The following is a 15,950-nucleotide window of genomic DNA, read 5'->3' as shown; positions in this document are numbered from 1 at the left end:
GCTCAGGATTGAGCTTCGATCGCGTCGAGGTAGCGCGCGAACTCGCCCCGGTGGTGGGCGATGAGCTCGGGGTCCTGCAGGTCGAGCGCGCCGCGGAACTGCACCAGCGCGTCCTGCAATTGCTCGCGCGCCCACAGCAGTTCTTCGTACAGGCGTTCGGCGCGCGCGATCAGCGCGATGTTCTCCTGCTGCTCGCGCGGATGCACCTTGATCGCGGCCAAGGCGGCCAGGCGCTCGCGGATCTCGTCCTGGCTGAGCACGCCGGGGTTCTTTTCCAGCACCACTTCGCGCTTGAGCCCGGTCGACAAGGCCACCGCCTCGACTTGCAGCAGGCCGTTGATGTCGTAGGTGAAGCGCACGTCGATCGGGTTTTCGTCGCGGCGCTTGGGCGGCAGCTCGATCGAGACCATGCCGAGGCGGACGTTGTGCTCGACCCGCGGGCTCTCGCCCTGGTAGATCTCGATCTCGACCGCGCGTTGCTCGTCGTAGCTCGGGAAATAGCGCTCGACCCGGCTCACCGGCACGGTGCTGTTGCGGTGGATGATCGGCGAGAAGATGCCGGTGGTGTAGCGGCCGTGGGTTTCGCGGCTGGTGCTGACGCCGAGCGTGTGCGGGCACACGTCGGTGAGGATGATCTCTTCCAGCGATTCGTCGCGCGCCTTCATGCCGGCGGCGACGCAGGCGCCCAGGCCGATGGCTTCGTCCGGGTTGACGTGGCGCAGCGGCAGGCGGCCGAACATGCGCGAGACCAGGCGCGCGCTCAGCGGCATGCGCGAGGCGCCGCCGACCAGGACGATTTCGTCGAGCTGGCCGGGGCTGAGTTTGGCGTCGCGCATCGCCCGTTCAAGCGGCGCGCGCAGGCGCTGCACCAGCGGCTCGCAGATGCGTGCGAAGGCGGCCTCGTCGACCCGCCAGGCGCGCGGTTGGCCGGCCAGGCTCAGTTCGAACCCGACTTCGGTGCCGCGGGTCAGGTCGTGCTTGAGCGCTTCGATGCGGCGTTCCAGGATCGCCAGCTCGGTCAGCGCCAACTGGCTCGCGGCCAGGCCGTGTTCGCCGAGGAAGGCGTCGAGCAGGGCCTGGGAGAAGTCCTCGCCGCCGAGGAAGTTGTCGCCGGCGCTGGCGTGCACTTCCATGATCCCGTCGAACAGCTCCAGGATCGACACGTCGAAGGTGCCGCCGCCGAGGTCGAACACCAGATAGCGGCCGCCTCCGTCGCGCTGCTGCAGGCCGTAGGCCAGGGCCGCCGCGGTGGGTTCGTTGATCAGGCGCTCGACCTTGATCCCGGCCAGTTCGCCGGCGATGCGCGTGGCCTTGCGCTGGCTGTCGGAGAAATAGGCCGGGACGCTGATCACCGCCTCTTCGACGCGATGACCGAGGTCGGCCTCGGCGTCGGCGATCAGCGACTTCAGGATCAGCGCCGACAGCTCCTCGGGACGAAAGCGATGCTTGCCGAGCGCGGTGACGCGGTCGGTGCCCATCCAGCGCTTGAACGCGGCGACGCTGCGCTGCGGATGCGAGACCAGCCGTTCGCGCGCGGCGCGGCCGACGATGACTTCGTTGTGGTCGCCGACGCTGACCACCGAAGGCGTCAGCAGCGAGCCCAATGCGTTCGCGATCAGGCGCGGGCCGTCGGGGCCGTGGACGCCGATCAGCGAATGGGTGGTGCCGAGGTCGATGCCGACGATCATGTCTAGCAGTCCTTTGCTGCGGGATTACATGCGGAACACGCCGAAGCGGGTGCGGTCCTCGATCGGCGCGTTGAGGCTGGCCGACAGCGCGAGGCCCAGCACCCGGCGAGTATCGGCCGGATCGATGATGCCGTCGTCCCACAGCCGCGCGCTGGCGTAGTAGGGGTTGCCCTGGCTTTCGTACTGGTCGCGGATCGGCGCCTTGAAGGCTTCCTCTTCGTCCGGCGTCCACACCTTGCCGGCGGCTTCGATGCCGTCGCGGCGCACCGTCGCCAGCACCGAGGCGGCCTGTTCGCCGCCCATCACGCTGATGCGCGCGTTCGGCCACATCCACAGGAAGCGGGCGCCGTAGGCGCGGCCGCACATGGCGTAGTTGCCGGCGCCGAAGCTGCCGCCGATCACCACGGTGAACTTGGGCACGTGCGAGCAGGCCACCGCGGTGACCATCTTGGCGCCGTCCTTGGCGATGCCGGCGTTCTCGTATTTCTTGCCGACCATGAAGCCGGTGATGTTCTGCAGGAACACCAGCGGGATGCCGCGCTGGTTGCACAGCTCGATGAAGTGCGCGCCCTTGAGCGCGCTCTCTGCGAACAGGATGCCGTTGTTGGCGACGATGCCGACCGGGTAACCGTGGACGTGGGCGAAACCGGTGATCAGGGTCTTGGCGTAGCGCGCCTTGAATTCCTGCAGCTCGCTGCCGTCGACGATGCGGGCGATGACCTCGCGGATGTCGAACGGGCGGCGGGTGTCCTTCGGGACGATGCCGTACAGCTCCTGGGCGGCGTACAGCGGCTCGCGCGAGGCCTGCACGGTCACCGGCAGGGTCTTGCGGCGGTTGAGATTGCCGACGATCTCGCGGGCGATCTGCAGCGCGTGGCGGTCGTCCTCGGCGAAATGATCGGCCACGCCCGACACGGTGGTGTGCACTTCGGCGCCGCCGAGCGCTTCGGCATCGACCACTTCGCCGGTCGCCGCCTTCACCAGCGGCGGGCCGCCGAGGAAGATCGTGCCCTGTTCCTTGACGATGATGCTTTCGTCGCACATCGCCGGCACGTAGGCGCCGCCGGCGGTGCAACTGCCCATGACCACGGCGATCTGCGGGATGTTCTCGGCGCTGAGGCGGGCCTGGTTGTAGAAGATGCGGCCGAAATGCTCGCGGTCCGGGAACACCTCGTCCTGCAGCGGCAGGAAGGCGCCGCCGGAGTCGACCAGGTAGATGCAGGGCAGGCGGTTCTCGCGGGCGATCTCCTGCGCGCGCAGGTGCTTCTTGACCGTCATCGGAAAGTAGGTGCCGCCCTTGACCGTGGCGTCGTTGGCGACGATCACCACTTCCAGGCCCTGCACGCGGCCGATGCCGGCGACCATGCCCGCGGCGGGCGCGGCGTCGTCGTACATGCCTTCGGCGGCGAGCGGGGCGATCTCCAGGAACGGCGAGCCCGGATCGAGCAGGGCGGCGATACGGTCGCGTGCGAGCAGCTTGCCGCGCTCGGTGTGCTTGGCCCGGGCCTTGTCGCCGCCGCCGTGCGCGGCGCGCGCCAGGCGCGCATCGAGCTCCTCGACCAGCGCCTGGTGGTAGGCGACGTTGTCCCGGAAATCCTGCGAGCGCGGGTCGAGTTGGGAAGTGATCGCGGGCATTGCACGGCGGCCTGGTTCTGGGACGCGGCATCAAAACACAAAGCGCCGCGCGCGGCCAATCACTTTGGGCGATGCGGTGCAGTACTGCGTAGCGGCGAAACCGTGGGTCGCGGCTGTTTCGCGTGCCCTCGCGCACAAAAAGAAAGGCCCGCTTGCGCGGGCCTCTCGAAGCAGCGTCAGCGCAAGCGGATTAGTGCTTGGCAGCTTCTTCCTTGGCCTTCTCGGCAGCGGCGTCGGCCTTGTCGGAGACCTTGGCAGCGGCGTCGGCGGTAGCGTCGGCAGCCTTGGCGGTCGCGTCGGCGGCGCCAGCAGCGGCGTCGGCAGCGGCATCGGCGGTCGCGGCAGCGGCGTTGTCGACAGCGGCGCCGGCAGCGGCGGCAGCGTCGGTGGTCGCGGCAGCGGCGGCGTCGGCGCCTTCGGCGACGGCGGTGCCGGCGGCGTCAGCAGCCTGGGCGGCAGCGTCGCCGGCCTGGCCGGCGGCGGCCGAGGCTTCGGCGGCTTCGTTCTTGGCTTCTTCGGTCTTCGGGGCGCAAGCCGACAGGGCCAGGACGGAAGCGGCGAGGAGGACGTAGAGATGGGTCTTCATGAGTGTCTATCCTGAGGAGTTGTCTGAGAAAAAACGTGAAACGGTGATGTCAGGCAACGCCAGTGCGCGCAGCGGTCCGGCAAGCCGGCTCAGATCGTTCACTGACCTTACGGAAAAAGCCGCCGGAGACCGGCGGCTTTCCCGTTCGGCACGATGACTCGTGCCGGAACTAAGCAGTATCGCTTGCGCGATATTACTTCTTGACTTCTTCCTTGGCAGCTTCTGCCGGAGCAGCAGCGTCCTTGGCAGCGTCGGCAGCCTGGCCAGCGGCGTCGGCAGCGTTCTTCGCGGCGTCGGCAGCGGCGTCGGCAGCAGCCGGGGTAGCAGCGTTGGCAGCGGCGTCGGCCGAGGTAGCAGCAGCGTCGGCAGCCGAAGCGGCGGCGTCGGCGCTGGCAGCAGCGGCGTCGGCGGTGGCAGCGTCGCCAGCGGCGGCGGCGGTGTCAGCAGCGGCCTGAGCTTCGGTCGAAGCGGCAGCGGCGTCGGCGGAAGCTTCTTCGGCCTGCTTCTGGTTCGAGCAAGCGGCCAGGGCCAGGCCCAGAGCCAGGGCGATCAGCGCCTTGTTGAAATTCATGATTCGGATTCCTCGTCGATTAGTTAGGCAACGCGCAGTTGCGCGCCGATAACATGATGACAAGCCGGTGACGTGTGTCAAGCGGCCTTGCCGGTTTTTTTTGTGCAACGTGTTTTTAACTATTTAGAGCAACTCTATCGCAATTGCGGTCGCTTCGCCGCCGCCGATGCACAGCGAAGCGACGCCGCGCTTGCCGCCGCGCAGGCGCAAGGCATTGATCAGCGTGACCACCAGGCGGGCGCCGCTGGCGCCGATCGGGTGGCCCAGGGCGACCGCGCCGCCGTGGACGTTGATCTTGTCGTGGGGGATGCCGAGGTCCTTCATCGGCGCCATCGCGACGCAGGAAAAGGCCTCGTTGACCTCGAACAGGTCGACGTCGGCGACCGTCCAGCCGGCCTTTTCGAGCACGTTTGAAATCGCTTTCACCGGTGCGGTGGTGAACCATTCCGGCGCCTGCGCATGGCCGGCATGGGCGACGATGCGGGCCAGCGGCTTGAGGCCGCGCGCGGCGGCGTCGTCGGCCGACATCAGCACGGTGGCGGCGGCGCCGTCGGAGATCTTCGAGGAGGACGCCGCGGTCAGCACGCCGTCCTTGCCGAAGGCCGGGCGCAGGCCGGGAATCTTGCTGACGTCGATCTTGGCCGGCTCTTCGTCGCTGTCGACGACGACATCGCCCTTGCGGCCCTTGACGGTCACCGAAACGATCTCGTCCTTGAAGTGGCCGGCGCTCTGCGCCGCCTGCGCGCGCTTCACGCTTTCCTCGGAATACGCGTCGATCGCCGTGCGATCCAGGCCGTATTTCTCGCAAGCGGCGTCGCCGAACACGCCCATGGCCTTGCCGTCGTAGGGGTTGGTCAGACCGTCCCAGGCCATGTGGTCGAGCATCTCGGTGCTGCCGTAGCGGATACCGGTGCGCGAGTTGTTGAGCAGGTGCGGGGCGTTGGTCATCGACTCCATGCCGCCGGCGACGACGACCTTGGCCGAGCCGGCCTTGATCAGGTCGTGGGCGAGCATGATCGCCTTCATGCCCGAGCCGCAGACCTTGTTGATGGTGGTGCAGCCGGCCGAGGTCGGCAGGCCGGCGTTGAGCGCCGCCTGGCGCGCCGGGGCCTGGCCGAGGCCGGCCGGGAGCACGCAGCCCATGATGACTTCGTCGACCTGGTCGGCGGCGACGCCGGCCTGCTCGAGCGCGCCGGTGATCGCGGCGCTGCCCAGGGTCGGGGTCGGGACGCCGGTGAACTGGCCGAGGAAAGAACCGATGGCGGTGCGCTTGGCACCGACGATGACGACATCGCTCATGGCGGAACTCCAAAAACTGTGGCGTAGGCGGAGGCCGGCGCGGGGCCGGAACCGCCGGATTATGCGGCGCCATGCTGCAGCGCGGCAAATATCGGGCGCCGACTAACGAAAAACAAACAATTGCCCTTGCCCCGGCCTCTACGAACCCGGCAGGCAGCTGAACGCTGGAGGGGCTCGCGCGCCCATTGGGGTAGGGGCATGCGCGGCGGCCGGGCCGGAGCGGGCCGGATCGAAGCGGGCTGCTCGGTCGAACGGGGTTTTTGAGTCGAAGCAAACCGAAGCAAGCCGAAGCGCCTGGACAACGGTTCTCGCGGCTCACTCGCCTGGCGAAATCTGCGCGAAAAACCTGCGGTTTCGATTGTCGTGGCGTGCGGCTTGGATTAAAACGAAGGCGACGCGCGGCCGTGTCGCAGGGGTGCGAACGGCGGGCCGTCCCCGACGGGGAGCTGAGCCATGAAACGATTCGGACCGGCAGCGCGAAGCAGTTCGCGGCTGGCGCTGTGTGCGCTGAGCCTGGCCATCCTGAGCGCCTGCGGTGGCGGTGGCGGAGGCGGCGCCGAAGCAGTCCGCCCGACACCGCCGCCAGCGACTCCGCCCCCGACCACGCCGCCGGCGCCGAACCCGGCCCAGCCGGCGGTCGACGCTCATCTGGCACTGACCAACACCCGCGCCGCGCATGCGCTCGGCCTGAGCGGGCAGGGCGTGCGCATCGGCGTGGTCGACAGCGGTGTGCGCCGCACCCATCCGGCCTTGGCCGGGCGGGTCGGCCCGCATTTGATCTACACCGATCCGCGCAGCAACAACCACGCCATCGACGACGTGCTCGGCCACGGCACCTATGTCGCCCAGATCGCCGCCGGCACCGCGGTGGGCAGCTGGCCCGGCGGCATCGCCCCGGGCGCGAGCATCGTCTCGGCGCGCATCCTCTCCGACACCCGGCCGAGCGACGACGGCTCCGGACAGGGCAACGAAGCGCGCGACGCCGGCGGCCTGGACATCGTCTCGCGCGACCTCATGAACGCCGGCGTGCGCATCATGAACAACTCCTGGGGCGGCCTGTACTGGACCGGCGACAGCGTCACCGTCAGCTTCATCAACGCCTACAAGCCTTTCATCGACAACGGCGGCCTGGTCGTGTTCGCGACCGGCAACGAAGCCAAGCCGCAGCCGTCCGACAACGCCTCGCTGCCGAGCCAGGGCGCCGGCGCCCACGTGCTCGAACGCGGCTGGATCGCCGCGGCCGCGCTCGACAGCAACAACCCGACCCAGTTGGCGAGCTACTCCAATGCCTGCGGCATCGCCATGAACTACTGCCTGGTCGCGCCCGGCAACGTCATCGCGACCGGCGTCAACGATGCGGTCGGCAGCCCGACCTACTGGTTCATCCAGGGCACCTCGTTCGCCGCGCCGCAGGTGTCCGGCGCCGCGGCGCTGGTGTGGCAGGCGTTCCCGTACTTCAACAACGACCTGGTGCGGCAGACCCTGCTCGGCAACGCCAAGGACCTCGGCGCGCCCGGCGTCGACCCGGTGTTCGGCCAGGGCCTGCTCGATGTCGGCGCCTCGGTGCGCGGCCCGCATCGGCTCGACTGGGGCGACGTGCGGGTGTCGTTCGACGGCAGCTCGACCTGGTCCAACCCGCTCAGCGGCAACGGCGGCCTGATCAAGGAAGGCAGCGGCACGCTGCGCCTGGACAGCACTACGGCGCATACCTATACCGGCGCCACCGATGTCGCCGGCGGCGTGTTGCGGCTCGCCGACAACGCCTCGACCGTGTCGCCATTGACGGTGCGTGCCGGCGCCACTTTCGTCGGTGGCAACGGCGCGCGCATCGGCAACCGCGTCGACAACCAGGGCGCGGTGCGGATCGAGGGCGCCAGCCTGCGCGTCGACAGCTACCAGCAATCCCCTGCCGGGCAATTGCAGTTCTTGATCGGCTCCAAGCTCGAAGTGACCGGCAATGCGAGCCTGGCCGGCAATGCGCACGTGCTCGGACAATTGCCGGGCTATACCCGTTCCAGCCGCGAGGTGTTCGTCAACGCCGGCAGCATCAGCGGCGCGTTCACCTCGCTGACGACCGCGTCCAACGTGTTCCTGGTCGCGGTGCCGGGCTACAGCAGCACCCAGGCCTGGCTCGACATCGTCTCGCTCAACATCACCGCCGCCGCGCAAGCGATGGGCGTGCAGGGCGCCGCGGCCGCGGCCGCCGAACGCGTCGACGGCGCCTTCGACGAACTCGACCGCAACACCGTCGTCAGCGGCGACGCCGGCGCGCAGGGCGCCTTCAGCGCAGCGGCCGGCGCTCTGCAACAGTCGGCCACGCCGGAGATCGCCAAGCGCTCGCTGGCGAGCCTGTCCGGCGAATTGCACAGCGCCGATGCCGCCTTTGCGATGATGGCGATCGAAGGCAACCGCCGCGCGCTGGAATCGCGTCTGGACGCGCAGTATGCGAACCCGCGCGACGGCGCCTGGGCCGATCGCATCGACGCCCAACGCGCGACCGCCGGCCGCTTCGACCTCGACGCGAGCGGTTGGATCGTCGGCCACGATCGTCGCCAGGGCGCACTGCGCTACGGCGCCGCGCTCAGCGAAACCGACGGTTACGCACGCCATGAACTGCGTCGCGACCGCGAACGCAACCGCCACATCGAAGGCCAGTTCTATGCGGCCTGGAACAGTGGCGGGAACTATCTGCTGGGCCGCGCCGCGCTGGGGCGCATGGACCGCCATCTCGAACGCGAGGTCATGCTCGGCGCTGCCGACTTCGGCGTCGGCACGAGCTACGCCAATCGTTATCTGCAGCTCGACGCGCAACTGGGGCATCGCTTCGAGAGCGCCAACGGCATGGTCACGCCCTATGTCGGCGTGCAGTCGGTGCGTCTGGACCGCAGCGGCTTCGACGAACCCGGCGCGGCAGGTTTCGGCCTCAGCGCCGGCGATTCGACCTTGAGCGCAACGCAGGCGCTAGTGGGAGCGCGGATGCAGCGCGAATGGCGCATCGGTTCGGCCCTGCTGACCCTGGACGGCCGCGCCGAATGGCAGCGCACCCTGGCGCAGTCGGGCGACTTCATCGACGCCCGCTTCACCGCCCTGGACGTGTGGTCGCCGATCGCGAGCGAGCCCCTGGCCCGCGACGTCGGCGTGTTCGGCCTGGGCTTGAGCACCCGCTTCGGCCGAGGCAGCGTATTGCGCTTCGACTTCGACCAACGCCGCGAGCGCGGCGAGGATTATCTGCGCGCGTTTGCGAGTTGGTCGGTGCCGTTCTGACGGAAGAGCGCGGAGCAGGTCCCCCAACCCCTCTTTCTTAAAGAGGGGAGTTGATCGGCGCGACCTGGGCGAGGCGCAACTGCGCCGCTGCGCAGGACGACCCGCACAGCGCTGCGCACGATCACGTCGCAGCAAAAAGGCCCCCTCTTTGGAAAAGAGGGGTTGGGGGAGATTTGCTCTTGCTCTTCACGAACAATCGATGGCGATGTACTTTTCAACACCGCCGCCAAAACAAAAACGCCGTCGCAACTGCGACGGCGTTTTTGCTCTAACCAGACAACCGGGGAATCAGCTCTTGCCGTCGAACAGCTCGCGGCCGATCAGCATGCGGCGGATCTCGTTGGTGCCGGCGCCGATCGCGTACAGCTTGGCGTCGCGCAGGATGCGGCCGGTCGGGTACTCGTTGATGTAGCCGTTGCCGCCCAGGGTCTGGATCGCTTCCAGCGCCACCTGCACGGCGGCGTCGGAGGCGTGCAGCAGGCACGAGGCCGCATCGACGCGGCTCTTGTAGCCGGCGTCGAAGTCGCGTCCCACCTGGTAGGCGAAGGCGCGGCTCGACTGCAGCGCGGTGTACATGTCGGCGATCTTGCCCTGCATCAGGCCGAAGGTGCCGATCGCCACGTCGAACTGTTTGCGCTCGCGCACGTAGGGCAGGGCGATGTCGAGCGCAGACTGCATCAGGCCCAGCGGGCCGCCGGTCAGGACCAGGCGCTCGGTGTTGAGGCCGCTCATCAGCACCTTGACGCCGTGGTGCACTTCGCCGAGTACGTTCTCGACCGGAATCTCGCAGTCCTCGAACACCAGCTCGCAGGTGTTGGAGCCGCGCATGCCGAGCTTGTCGAGCTTCTGTGCGGTGCTGAAGCCCTTCATGCCCTTCTCGACGATGAAGGCGGTCATGCACTTGCTGCCGGCGTCCTTGCCCGCGGTGCGCATGTACACCACCAGCACATCGGCCTCGGGGCCGTTGGTGATCCACATCTTGTTGCCGTTGGCGACCCACACATCGCCCTTGCGCTCGGCGCGGCAGCTCATCGAGCCGACTACATCCGAACCCGCGCCGGGCTCGCTCATCGCCAGCGCGCCCTTCCACTCGCCGGTGCACAGCTTGGGCAGGTACTTCGAGCGCTGCGCCTCGTTGCCGTTGGCATAGAGGTTGGACACGCACAGGTTGGAGTGCGCGCCGTAGGACAGGCCGACCGAACCGGAGGCGCGGGAGATTTCCTCCATCGCCACCAGATGCGCCAGATAACCCATCTCGCTGCCGCCGTATTCGCCCGGCACGGTCATGCCCAGCAGGCCCATCTCGCCTAGTTTCGGCCACAGGTCCTGCGGGAACGCATTGTCATGATCGATCTGCTCCGCACGCGGTGCGATCTCGGCTTCGGCGAAACGGCGCACGGCATCGCGCAGCGCATCGATCTCTTCACCCAGGGGAAAACTGCGCATATCAGCCCTCGTAACGAATCAGCGGCCGCCCGTTGAGCGGTTGGATGTTGCGGTTGTTGCGGCGGTAGTGGAACAGAAACGCCTGGATCTGCGCCTTCGACATCGTCACCGGCGCGGGCAGCACGTACCACTCCACATTTTCCGACAACGGTGGGGTCGTTAGCGAGCCCAGGTAGTGATAGTAAGCATGCGATTTCGGTAACAGCGCCTCGATATCGATCTCGCGCTGCGCCGGTGCGGCTTCGTGCTTGCCCGGCTTGAGGTCGTCGATCACCTGCTGGGCGACCGGATTGGCCGCGCCTTCGGCATACATCACGCCGACCACGGCCAGGCGCCCGTCCTGGGCCTTGAACACGAAGTGGCCTTCGAGCGGGAAATGCTTGCCGTCGAGGGTGTGCTCGCTCTGGGCGTGGAAATGGAACTGGCTCAGGGTGAAATGACGGCCGCGGATGCTCGCCTCGGTCAGGTGAGTGTCCACCTGAACAGCGTGGCCGTTGTCCTCGACCGAGTCGATCGCGCTGCGCGTATGGGTGAATTCCAGACTCCGCGGCTCGTTGTCGGCGGCGGGGATCGCCGAAGCGGTGACGATGTCGATCGGCGACTGCGCCTTGTCGCGCGCGGCCTGCCATTGTTCCTGGCGCTCGTAGTCCAGGGTTTCGGTATGGGCCTGGGGCGGTGCGACGGCTTCGCCAGCCTGGGCGGCGACGGCGATGGCCATGATCACGGCGGTTGCGATGAAGTGTTTGCGCATGGCGAGTATCCCGTTCATTGCACAGACTGTGGAGGAGGCCGCGTTCGGGCCGCGACCCGGCGACGCGCCTGCGCGCATTCAGCAAAACGCAGCGGCGGGGCAAACCCCTACCTCAGATACGACGACGGGGCCGATGGGCCCCGTCGTGGTGTGGCTCAGTGGCCGCTGCGGATGCGTCCGCGGAAGCTCGGCGTCGACCGACCCATCGGCAGCTTGAGCTTGCCGATCGCGCTGATGCGCTCTTCGGCCAGGCGATCGGCGGCGGTGTAGGTCGGGATGCTGTCGCGCTCGGCGATTTCGAAGATGCGGGCGAGGTTGTGATAGATCGTGCGCATCATGCGCATGGCGCGCTCGCGGTTGTAGCCGTCGAGTTCCAGCGCCACGTTCATCACGCCGCCGGCGTTCACCGCGTAGTCCGGTGCGTACAGGATGCCGCGCTTGGACACTTCGTCGCCGATGGCGTTGTTGGCCAGCTGGTTGTTGGCCGCGCCGCAGATGATCTTGGCCTTCAGGCGCGGCAAGGTCTGCTCGTTGACGGTGCCGCCCAGCGCGCACGGCGAGTACACGTCGGCCGGTACGTCGTAGATCTCGTCCAGGCCCACCGCTTCGGCGCCGTACTCGGACACGGCCTTGTCGACCAGGCCCTTGTTGATGTCGGTGACGAAGATCTTCGCGCCACGCTCCTTGAGCAGCTTCACGAATTCCATGCCGACGTGGCCGAGGCCCTGCACGGCGTAGCTGTACTTGCCGACTTCCTCGTCGCCGAAGCGCTTGTTCAGCGCCGCCATCAGGCCCTGCAGGGTGCCGTAGGCGGTGAACGGCGAGGGATCGCCCGAACCGCCGTGAACCTGGTGCACGCCGGTGACGTATTCGGTCTCGCGGTACACGTATTCCATGTCGTTGACGTCGATGCCGACGTCTTCGGCGGTGATGTAGCGGCCGCCCAGCGAATCGACGAACTTGCCGAACGCACGGAACAGCGCTTCGGACTTGTCGGCGGCCGGGTCGCCGATGATCACGGCCTTGCCGCCGCCGATGTTGAGGCCGGCGACCGCGTTCTTGTAGGTCATGCCGCGGCTCAGACGCAACACGTCGTTGAGCGCGTCCTGCTCGGTCTTGTACGGCCACATCCGCAGGCCACCCAGCGCCGGGCCGAGCACGGTGTTGTGGATCGCGATGATGGCCTTCAGGCCGGCGTCCTTGTTATGGCAGAACACGACCTGCTCATGGCCGAAGGTGTCGAGGGTTTCGAAAATCATCGGGTGCTCCGGACCGGCGCGGCATTGCGCGAAGCGCTAAGGACGCCTGGTGGTGGTAAGTCGTTGAATGGAAATGGATTCGCCTGTACGCCGCAACCGCAGGGGCCCGCCGTAGGGGCCGTAGTCTAAAGCAATCGGGCAATACGGCTAGGTATTGCAGGGGCGGGGCAATCGTGGCTGGAACGGCCTCGGTGAAGGCCTGTGAAGCCCCGTGCGGAAGGGGTTTCGGCCGCCGTCGCGGCGTTCGCCGATCGCACCGCCAAGGCGCCGATCGCCAGGGCCGGCGTGGCCGCGGCTGTCATCGGCGCGACCGACGAGCGCGCTCACACTCGCCCCTGCGTCGCCCGGCCCGGGGCGCGGTCTAGTGCGTGGTGCGCGCTTTGCCGCAGTTGTCGTTTCGCCGTGCGTCCGCTGCGGGCGCCACCGGACTCGCCGCGTTCAGTGCGGACCGGTGTCCGCAGCGGCGCGGCCAGGCCGTTTTCTGCATTGCGAACCGATATTCATCAGGACCCGCCATGGCCATCGCCCGCAAAACCGCGCGCCGCGCACGCACCGGCACCACGCTTCGACACGAGGCCTTCGAGGAGTCCGAACTCGAAGTCACGCCGAAGGCCGGCGCCGGGCGGGTCGCGCGCAGCGCGGCGCGGCGCCGGTTGCTCGATGCGCGTCCGGACACGGCCGATTTTCGCGACCGCATGTTCGAGCCGACCCTGATCGACGTGCCGGTGCGCATTCCGCTGGCGGAGCATCTGAAGCTGCGTCTGCCGGTGCTCGACCAGGGCGACGAAGGCGCCTGCACCGCGTTCGGCTTGGCCGCCGTCGCCCACGCCCTGCTGCGCAAGCGCGCACCGCGCGCCAAGCTGGCCGCGGTCAGTACCCGCATGTTCTACGACATGGCGCGCCGCTACGACGAATGGCGCGGCGAAAGCTATTCCGGCTCCAGCTGCCGCGGCGCCATGAAGGGCTGGCACCACCACGGCGTGTGCACGGACAAGGTCTGGCCGTACCAGTCCGGCACGGCGATGGAGACCTACACCGAAGCGCGGGCCCGCGACGCCGCGCAGCGCCCGCTCGGCGCCTATTTTCGGGTCAATCACAAAGACCTGGTGGCGATGCACGCGGCCTTCGCCGAAGTCGGCGTGCTGTACGCATCGAGCGCGGTGCACGACGGCTGGGACGACCCCGCGCGCGGCCGCATTGTCTGGGCGCAGCAGGAGCTCGCCGGTTATCACGCCTTCGCCATCGTCGGTTACGACGAAGGCGGTTTCTGGATTCAGAACTCCTGGGGCAAGGACTGGGGGCGCGGCGGTTACGGCTATATCGGTTACGACGAATGGCTGGAGCGCGGCACCGACGTCTGGGTCGCGCGCCTGGCGGTGCCGGTGCGCCTGCACAAGGCGCAGTCCAGCGCGATCAATCATTCCAGTGTCGCCCGCCAGTCCACCGGCTATTCGCAGGCCGATCTGCGCCCGCATATCGTCAGCCTCGGCAACGACGGGGCCCTGCGCGACGGCGGACGCTTCGGTACCACCCTCGACAACGTCCGCAACCTGGTACGCGACGACCTGCCGCGCATCACCGCGGGCTGGAACAAAAAGCGGGTCATGCTCTATGCCCACGGCGGCCTGGTGCCGGAGCAGAGCGCGATCCAGCGCGTCGCCGACTACCGCGAAACCCTGCTCGACCGGCAGGTCTATCCGCTCGCCTTCGTCTGGAAAAGCGACGTCTGGAGCACCCTCGGCAACATCCTGCGCGACGTCGCTCGGCCGCGCAGCGAAGGCATCGTCGACAAGGCCAAGGACCTGTTGCTCGATCGTCTCGACGACACCCTCGAACCGCTGGCCCGCGTCGCCGGCGGCAAGTTGCTGTGGGACGAGATGAAGGAAAACGCCTTGCTCGCGACCACCGCACGCGTGGCGCTGGCCAACGGTGGCGCCCAGGAGGCCGGAGGCGCGGCCTTGGTCGCGCGTCTGCTCGGTGAATGGATCGACCACGATCCCAGTGTGGAGTTGCACCTCACCGCGCACAGCGCCGGCTCGGTGTTGTTCGCGCCCTTGGTGCAGTTGCTGACCTGCGACGGCATCGTGCCGGACGGCCCCGCGGTCGGCATGCGCAGCCTCGGCCTGCAGATCGAAAGCGTGGCCTTGTGGGCGCCGGCGATCAGCGTCGAATTGTTCCTGCAGACCTATGCGCCGGCCTTGCGCAGCGGCGCGATCAAGCGCCTGTCCTTGTTCACCCTGACCGACAAGGCCGAGAACGACGACGACTGCGCCGACATCTATCACAAGTCCTTGCTGTACCTGGTCGCGCATGCGCTCGAAACCCAGGCGCGCAGTTGGATCAACCGCGCTTATCGTCACGGCACGCCCTTGCTCGGCATGGCGCGGTTCCTGGAAAAAGGCGGCGAACAGGGCAACGCCGAACTGCGCGAACTGATCGACAGCGGCCGTATCGATTGGGTGCAGGCGCCGACCGCGGGCCAGCCGCAGGGTTCGCCCGATGCCTCGACCACGACCACCCACGGCGGGTTCGAAGACGACCGCGCGACCCTGGCCGCGACCCTCGCACGTGCGCTCGGCCAGGCCGGCACCAGCGCGAGTTTCGACCTGCATCGCTCCGATGCCGGCAATGCCGACCGCCGCAACGCCATCGCGCGCGCGGTCAAATCCTGAAACATCGAAGGCGCTGCGAAGGAATGCGGCGACAGCGGAAGGTGTGACGCGTCCAATATCGCGACGCGTCACACCCAGTGAGGGTCAGCGATGGGCCCAGTAGCCGTCGCGGAAACGCCAGGCCGGCCCGTAGGGATGCCAGCGCGGCCCCACATAGACATAACCGCGGCGCGCGGCGACGTAGTGGCCGCCGACCCAGCGATAGCCGCGGCCGTCCCAACGCCAATGTCCCGGCGCCCACACATAGCCCGGGCGCACCCGTACCCGCTCGTAGCGCGGCGGGGGCGGCGCCACCCGCACGTCGACATCCACATAGGTGCGCGCCTGATAAGTTCGCGCCTGCGCTTGCGGTGCATGCACACCCGCCAACGACGCCACCCCGAGCACCGCCGCCATCATCAAAGGACGCATAGCCATACCGTTCTCCTCGCACCCGGCGGCCACCCGCCGGTACCGAGGACAACGCCGTTGCCGCGGCGCCTGTTGACCGCGCGGCGCGCGGCGTTCAGACACGCTTCGGCTTAAGCGTAGGAGCGGCGCGAGCCGCGACCGCGCACGAACACGCTCGCGCCGTCACGGCCTGCAACGCGATGGCGTTCCGCATCGGCCGCAACGACTGTGCCAGCCTTCATCTTCGCGCCGCTATCGGGCACCTACGCGGTCGCGGCTTGCGCCGCTCCTACCCCAAAGCCCCTGGTCCGACCCCGCTTACGCCCCACCGTTCGCCCCCGCACGGCCGGCCGCCAGACCGAAACTGCCGCCCGGAGCTACAATACGCA

General features: G+C 68.1%; 11 protein-coding genes. 2 read left to right on the top strand and 9 right to left on the bottom strand.

Annotated elements, in window-relative coordinates:
- Positions 1-2 precede the first annotated feature (2 nt).
- From ACTOWK_RS15350 to ACTOWK_RS15330, 5 genes are all read right to left on the bottom strand, one after another.
- Positions 3-1,688 (bottom strand): Hsp70 family protein, encoded by a 1,686-nt coding sequence (locus ACTOWK_RS15350; protein ID WP_441330993.1) that lies wholly within the window; start codon positions 1,686-1,688, stop codon positions 3-5.
- A 24-nt stretch (positions 1,689-1,712) separates the two neighbouring features.
- Positions 1,713-3,323, bottom strand: coding sequence for a carboxyl transferase domain-containing protein (locus ACTOWK_RS15345; protein WP_031373359.1), 1,611 nt, complete (start codon positions 3,321-3,323; stop codon positions 1,713-1,715).
- A 190-nt stretch (positions 3,324-3,513) separates the two neighbouring features.
- The gene (locus tag ACTOWK_RS15340; protein ID WP_441330992.1) at positions 3,514-3,909 is read right to left on the bottom strand and encodes a hypothetical protein; all 396 of its coding nucleotides are present in this window, start codon (positions 3,907-3,909) and stop codon (positions 3,514-3,516) included.
- Positions 3,910-4,102: 193 nt separating this feature from the next.
- Positions 4,103-4,480, bottom strand: coding sequence for a hypothetical protein (locus ACTOWK_RS15335; protein ID WP_441330991.1), 378 nt, complete (start codon positions 4,478-4,480; stop codon positions 4,103-4,105).
- Between the two features lie 123 nt (positions 4,481-4,603).
- Positions 4,604-5,779, bottom strand: a complete 1,176-nt coding sequence (locus ACTOWK_RS15330; RefSeq protein ID WP_441330990.1) for a thiolase family protein — start codon at positions 5,777-5,779, stop codon at positions 4,604-4,606.
- Between the two features lie 453 nt (positions 5,780-6,232).
- Between ACTOWK_RS15330 and ACTOWK_RS15325 the strand changes: the two genes are divergently transcribed.
- Complete coding sequence (locus ACTOWK_RS15325) at positions 6,233-9,043, top strand: S8 family serine peptidase (protein WP_441330989.1); 2,811 nt, start codon at positions 6,233-6,235, stop codon at positions 9,041-9,043.
- A gap of 288 nt (positions 9,044-9,331) precedes the next feature.
- Here ACTOWK_RS15325 and ACTOWK_RS15320 read toward each other — a convergent pair whose 3' ends face one another.
- From ACTOWK_RS15320 to ACTOWK_RS15310, 3 genes are all read right to left on the bottom strand, one after another.
- The gene (locus tag ACTOWK_RS15320; protein WP_441330988.1) at positions 9,332-10,489 is read right to left on the bottom strand and encodes an isovaleryl-CoA dehydrogenase; all 1,158 of its coding nucleotides are present in this window, start codon (positions 10,487-10,489) and stop codon (positions 9,332-9,334) included.
- A gap of 1 nt (position 10,490) precedes the next feature.
- On the bottom strand, positions 10,491-11,240 hold the full coding sequence (locus ACTOWK_RS15315; RefSeq protein WP_441330987.1) for a carbonic anhydrase: 750 nt from the start codon (positions 11,238-11,240) through the stop codon (positions 10,491-10,493).
- 155 nt (positions 11,241-11,395) lie between these two features.
- A complete protein-coding gene (locus tag ACTOWK_RS15310) occupies positions 11,396-12,499 on the bottom strand; it encodes a Glu/Leu/Phe/Val dehydrogenase dimerization domain-containing protein (RefSeq protein ID WP_441330986.1) in 1,104 nt (367 codons plus the stop codon).
- A 515-nt stretch (positions 12,500-13,014) separates the two neighbouring features.
- Between ACTOWK_RS15310 and ACTOWK_RS15305 the strand changes: the two genes are divergently transcribed.
- Positions 13,015-15,171 carry a C1 family peptidase gene (locus tag ACTOWK_RS15305; protein ID WP_441330985.1) on the top strand — a complete coding sequence of 719 codons (2,157 nt, stop codon included), beginning with the start codon at positions 13,015-13,017 and terminating at the stop codon, positions 15,169-15,171.
- An 84-nt stretch (positions 15,172-15,255) separates the two neighbouring features.
- Here the strand turns inward: ACTOWK_RS15305 and ACTOWK_RS15300 are convergent, their stop codons facing one another.
- Complete coding sequence (locus ACTOWK_RS15300; RefSeq protein ID WP_441330984.1) at positions 15,256-15,588, bottom strand: YXWGXW repeat-containing protein; 333 nt, start codon at positions 15,586-15,588, stop codon at positions 15,256-15,258.
- Between the last annotated feature and the right edge of the window lie 362 nt (positions 15,589-15,950).

The organism is Lysobacter sp. CA196, from assembly GCF_052078695.1.
In the GTDB taxonomy this organism is placed as follows: domain Bacteria; phylum Pseudomonadota; class Gammaproteobacteria; order Xanthomonadales; family Xanthomonadaceae; genus Lysobacter.
This window is presented reverse-complemented; position numbering and strand designations above follow the sequence as displayed.

Bases quoted from the DNA above. Each gene is read 5' to 3' on its own strand.
- ACTOWK_RS15345 (WP_031373359.1), bottom strand. From the start codon at position 3,323: ATGCCCGCGATCACTTCCCAACTCGACCCGCGCTCGCAGGATTTCCGG.
- ACTOWK_RS15310 (WP_441330986.1), bottom strand. From the start codon at position 12,499: ATGATTTTCGAAACCCTCGACACCTTCGGCCATGAGCAGGTCGTGTTC.
- ACTOWK_RS15335 (WP_441330991.1), bottom strand. From the start codon at position 4,480: ATGAATTTCAACAAGGCGCTGATCGCCCTGGCTCTGGGCCTGGCCCTG.
- ACTOWK_RS15305 (WP_441330985.1), top strand. From the start codon at position 13,015: ATGGCCATCGCCCGCAAAACCGCGCGCCGCGCACGCACCGGCACCACG.
- ACTOWK_RS15315 (WP_441330987.1), bottom strand. From the start codon at position 11,240: ATGCGCAAACACTTCATCGCAACCGCCGTGATCATGGCCATCGCCGTC.
- ACTOWK_RS15350 (WP_441330993.1), bottom strand. From the start codon at position 1,688: ATGATCGTCGGCATCGACCTCGGCACCACCCATTCGCTGATCGGCGTC.
- ACTOWK_RS15320 (WP_441330988.1), bottom strand. From the start codon at position 10,489: ATGCGCAGTTTTCCCCTGGGTGAAGAGATCGATGCGCTGCGCGATGCC.
- ACTOWK_RS15340 (WP_441330992.1), bottom strand. From the start codon at position 3,909: ATGAAGACCCATCTCTACGTCCTCCTCGCCGCTTCCGTCCTGGCCCTG.
- ACTOWK_RS15325 (WP_441330989.1), top strand. From the start codon at position 6,233: ATGAAACGATTCGGACCGGCAGCGCGAAGCAGTTCGCGGCTGGCGCTG.
- ACTOWK_RS15300 (WP_441330984.1), bottom strand. From the start codon at position 15,588: ATGGCTATGCGTCCTTTGATGATGGCGGCGGTGCTCGGGGTGGCGTCG.
- ACTOWK_RS15330 (WP_441330990.1), bottom strand. From the start codon at position 5,779: ATGAGCGATGTCGTCATCGTCGGTGCCAAGCGCACCGCCATCGGTTCT.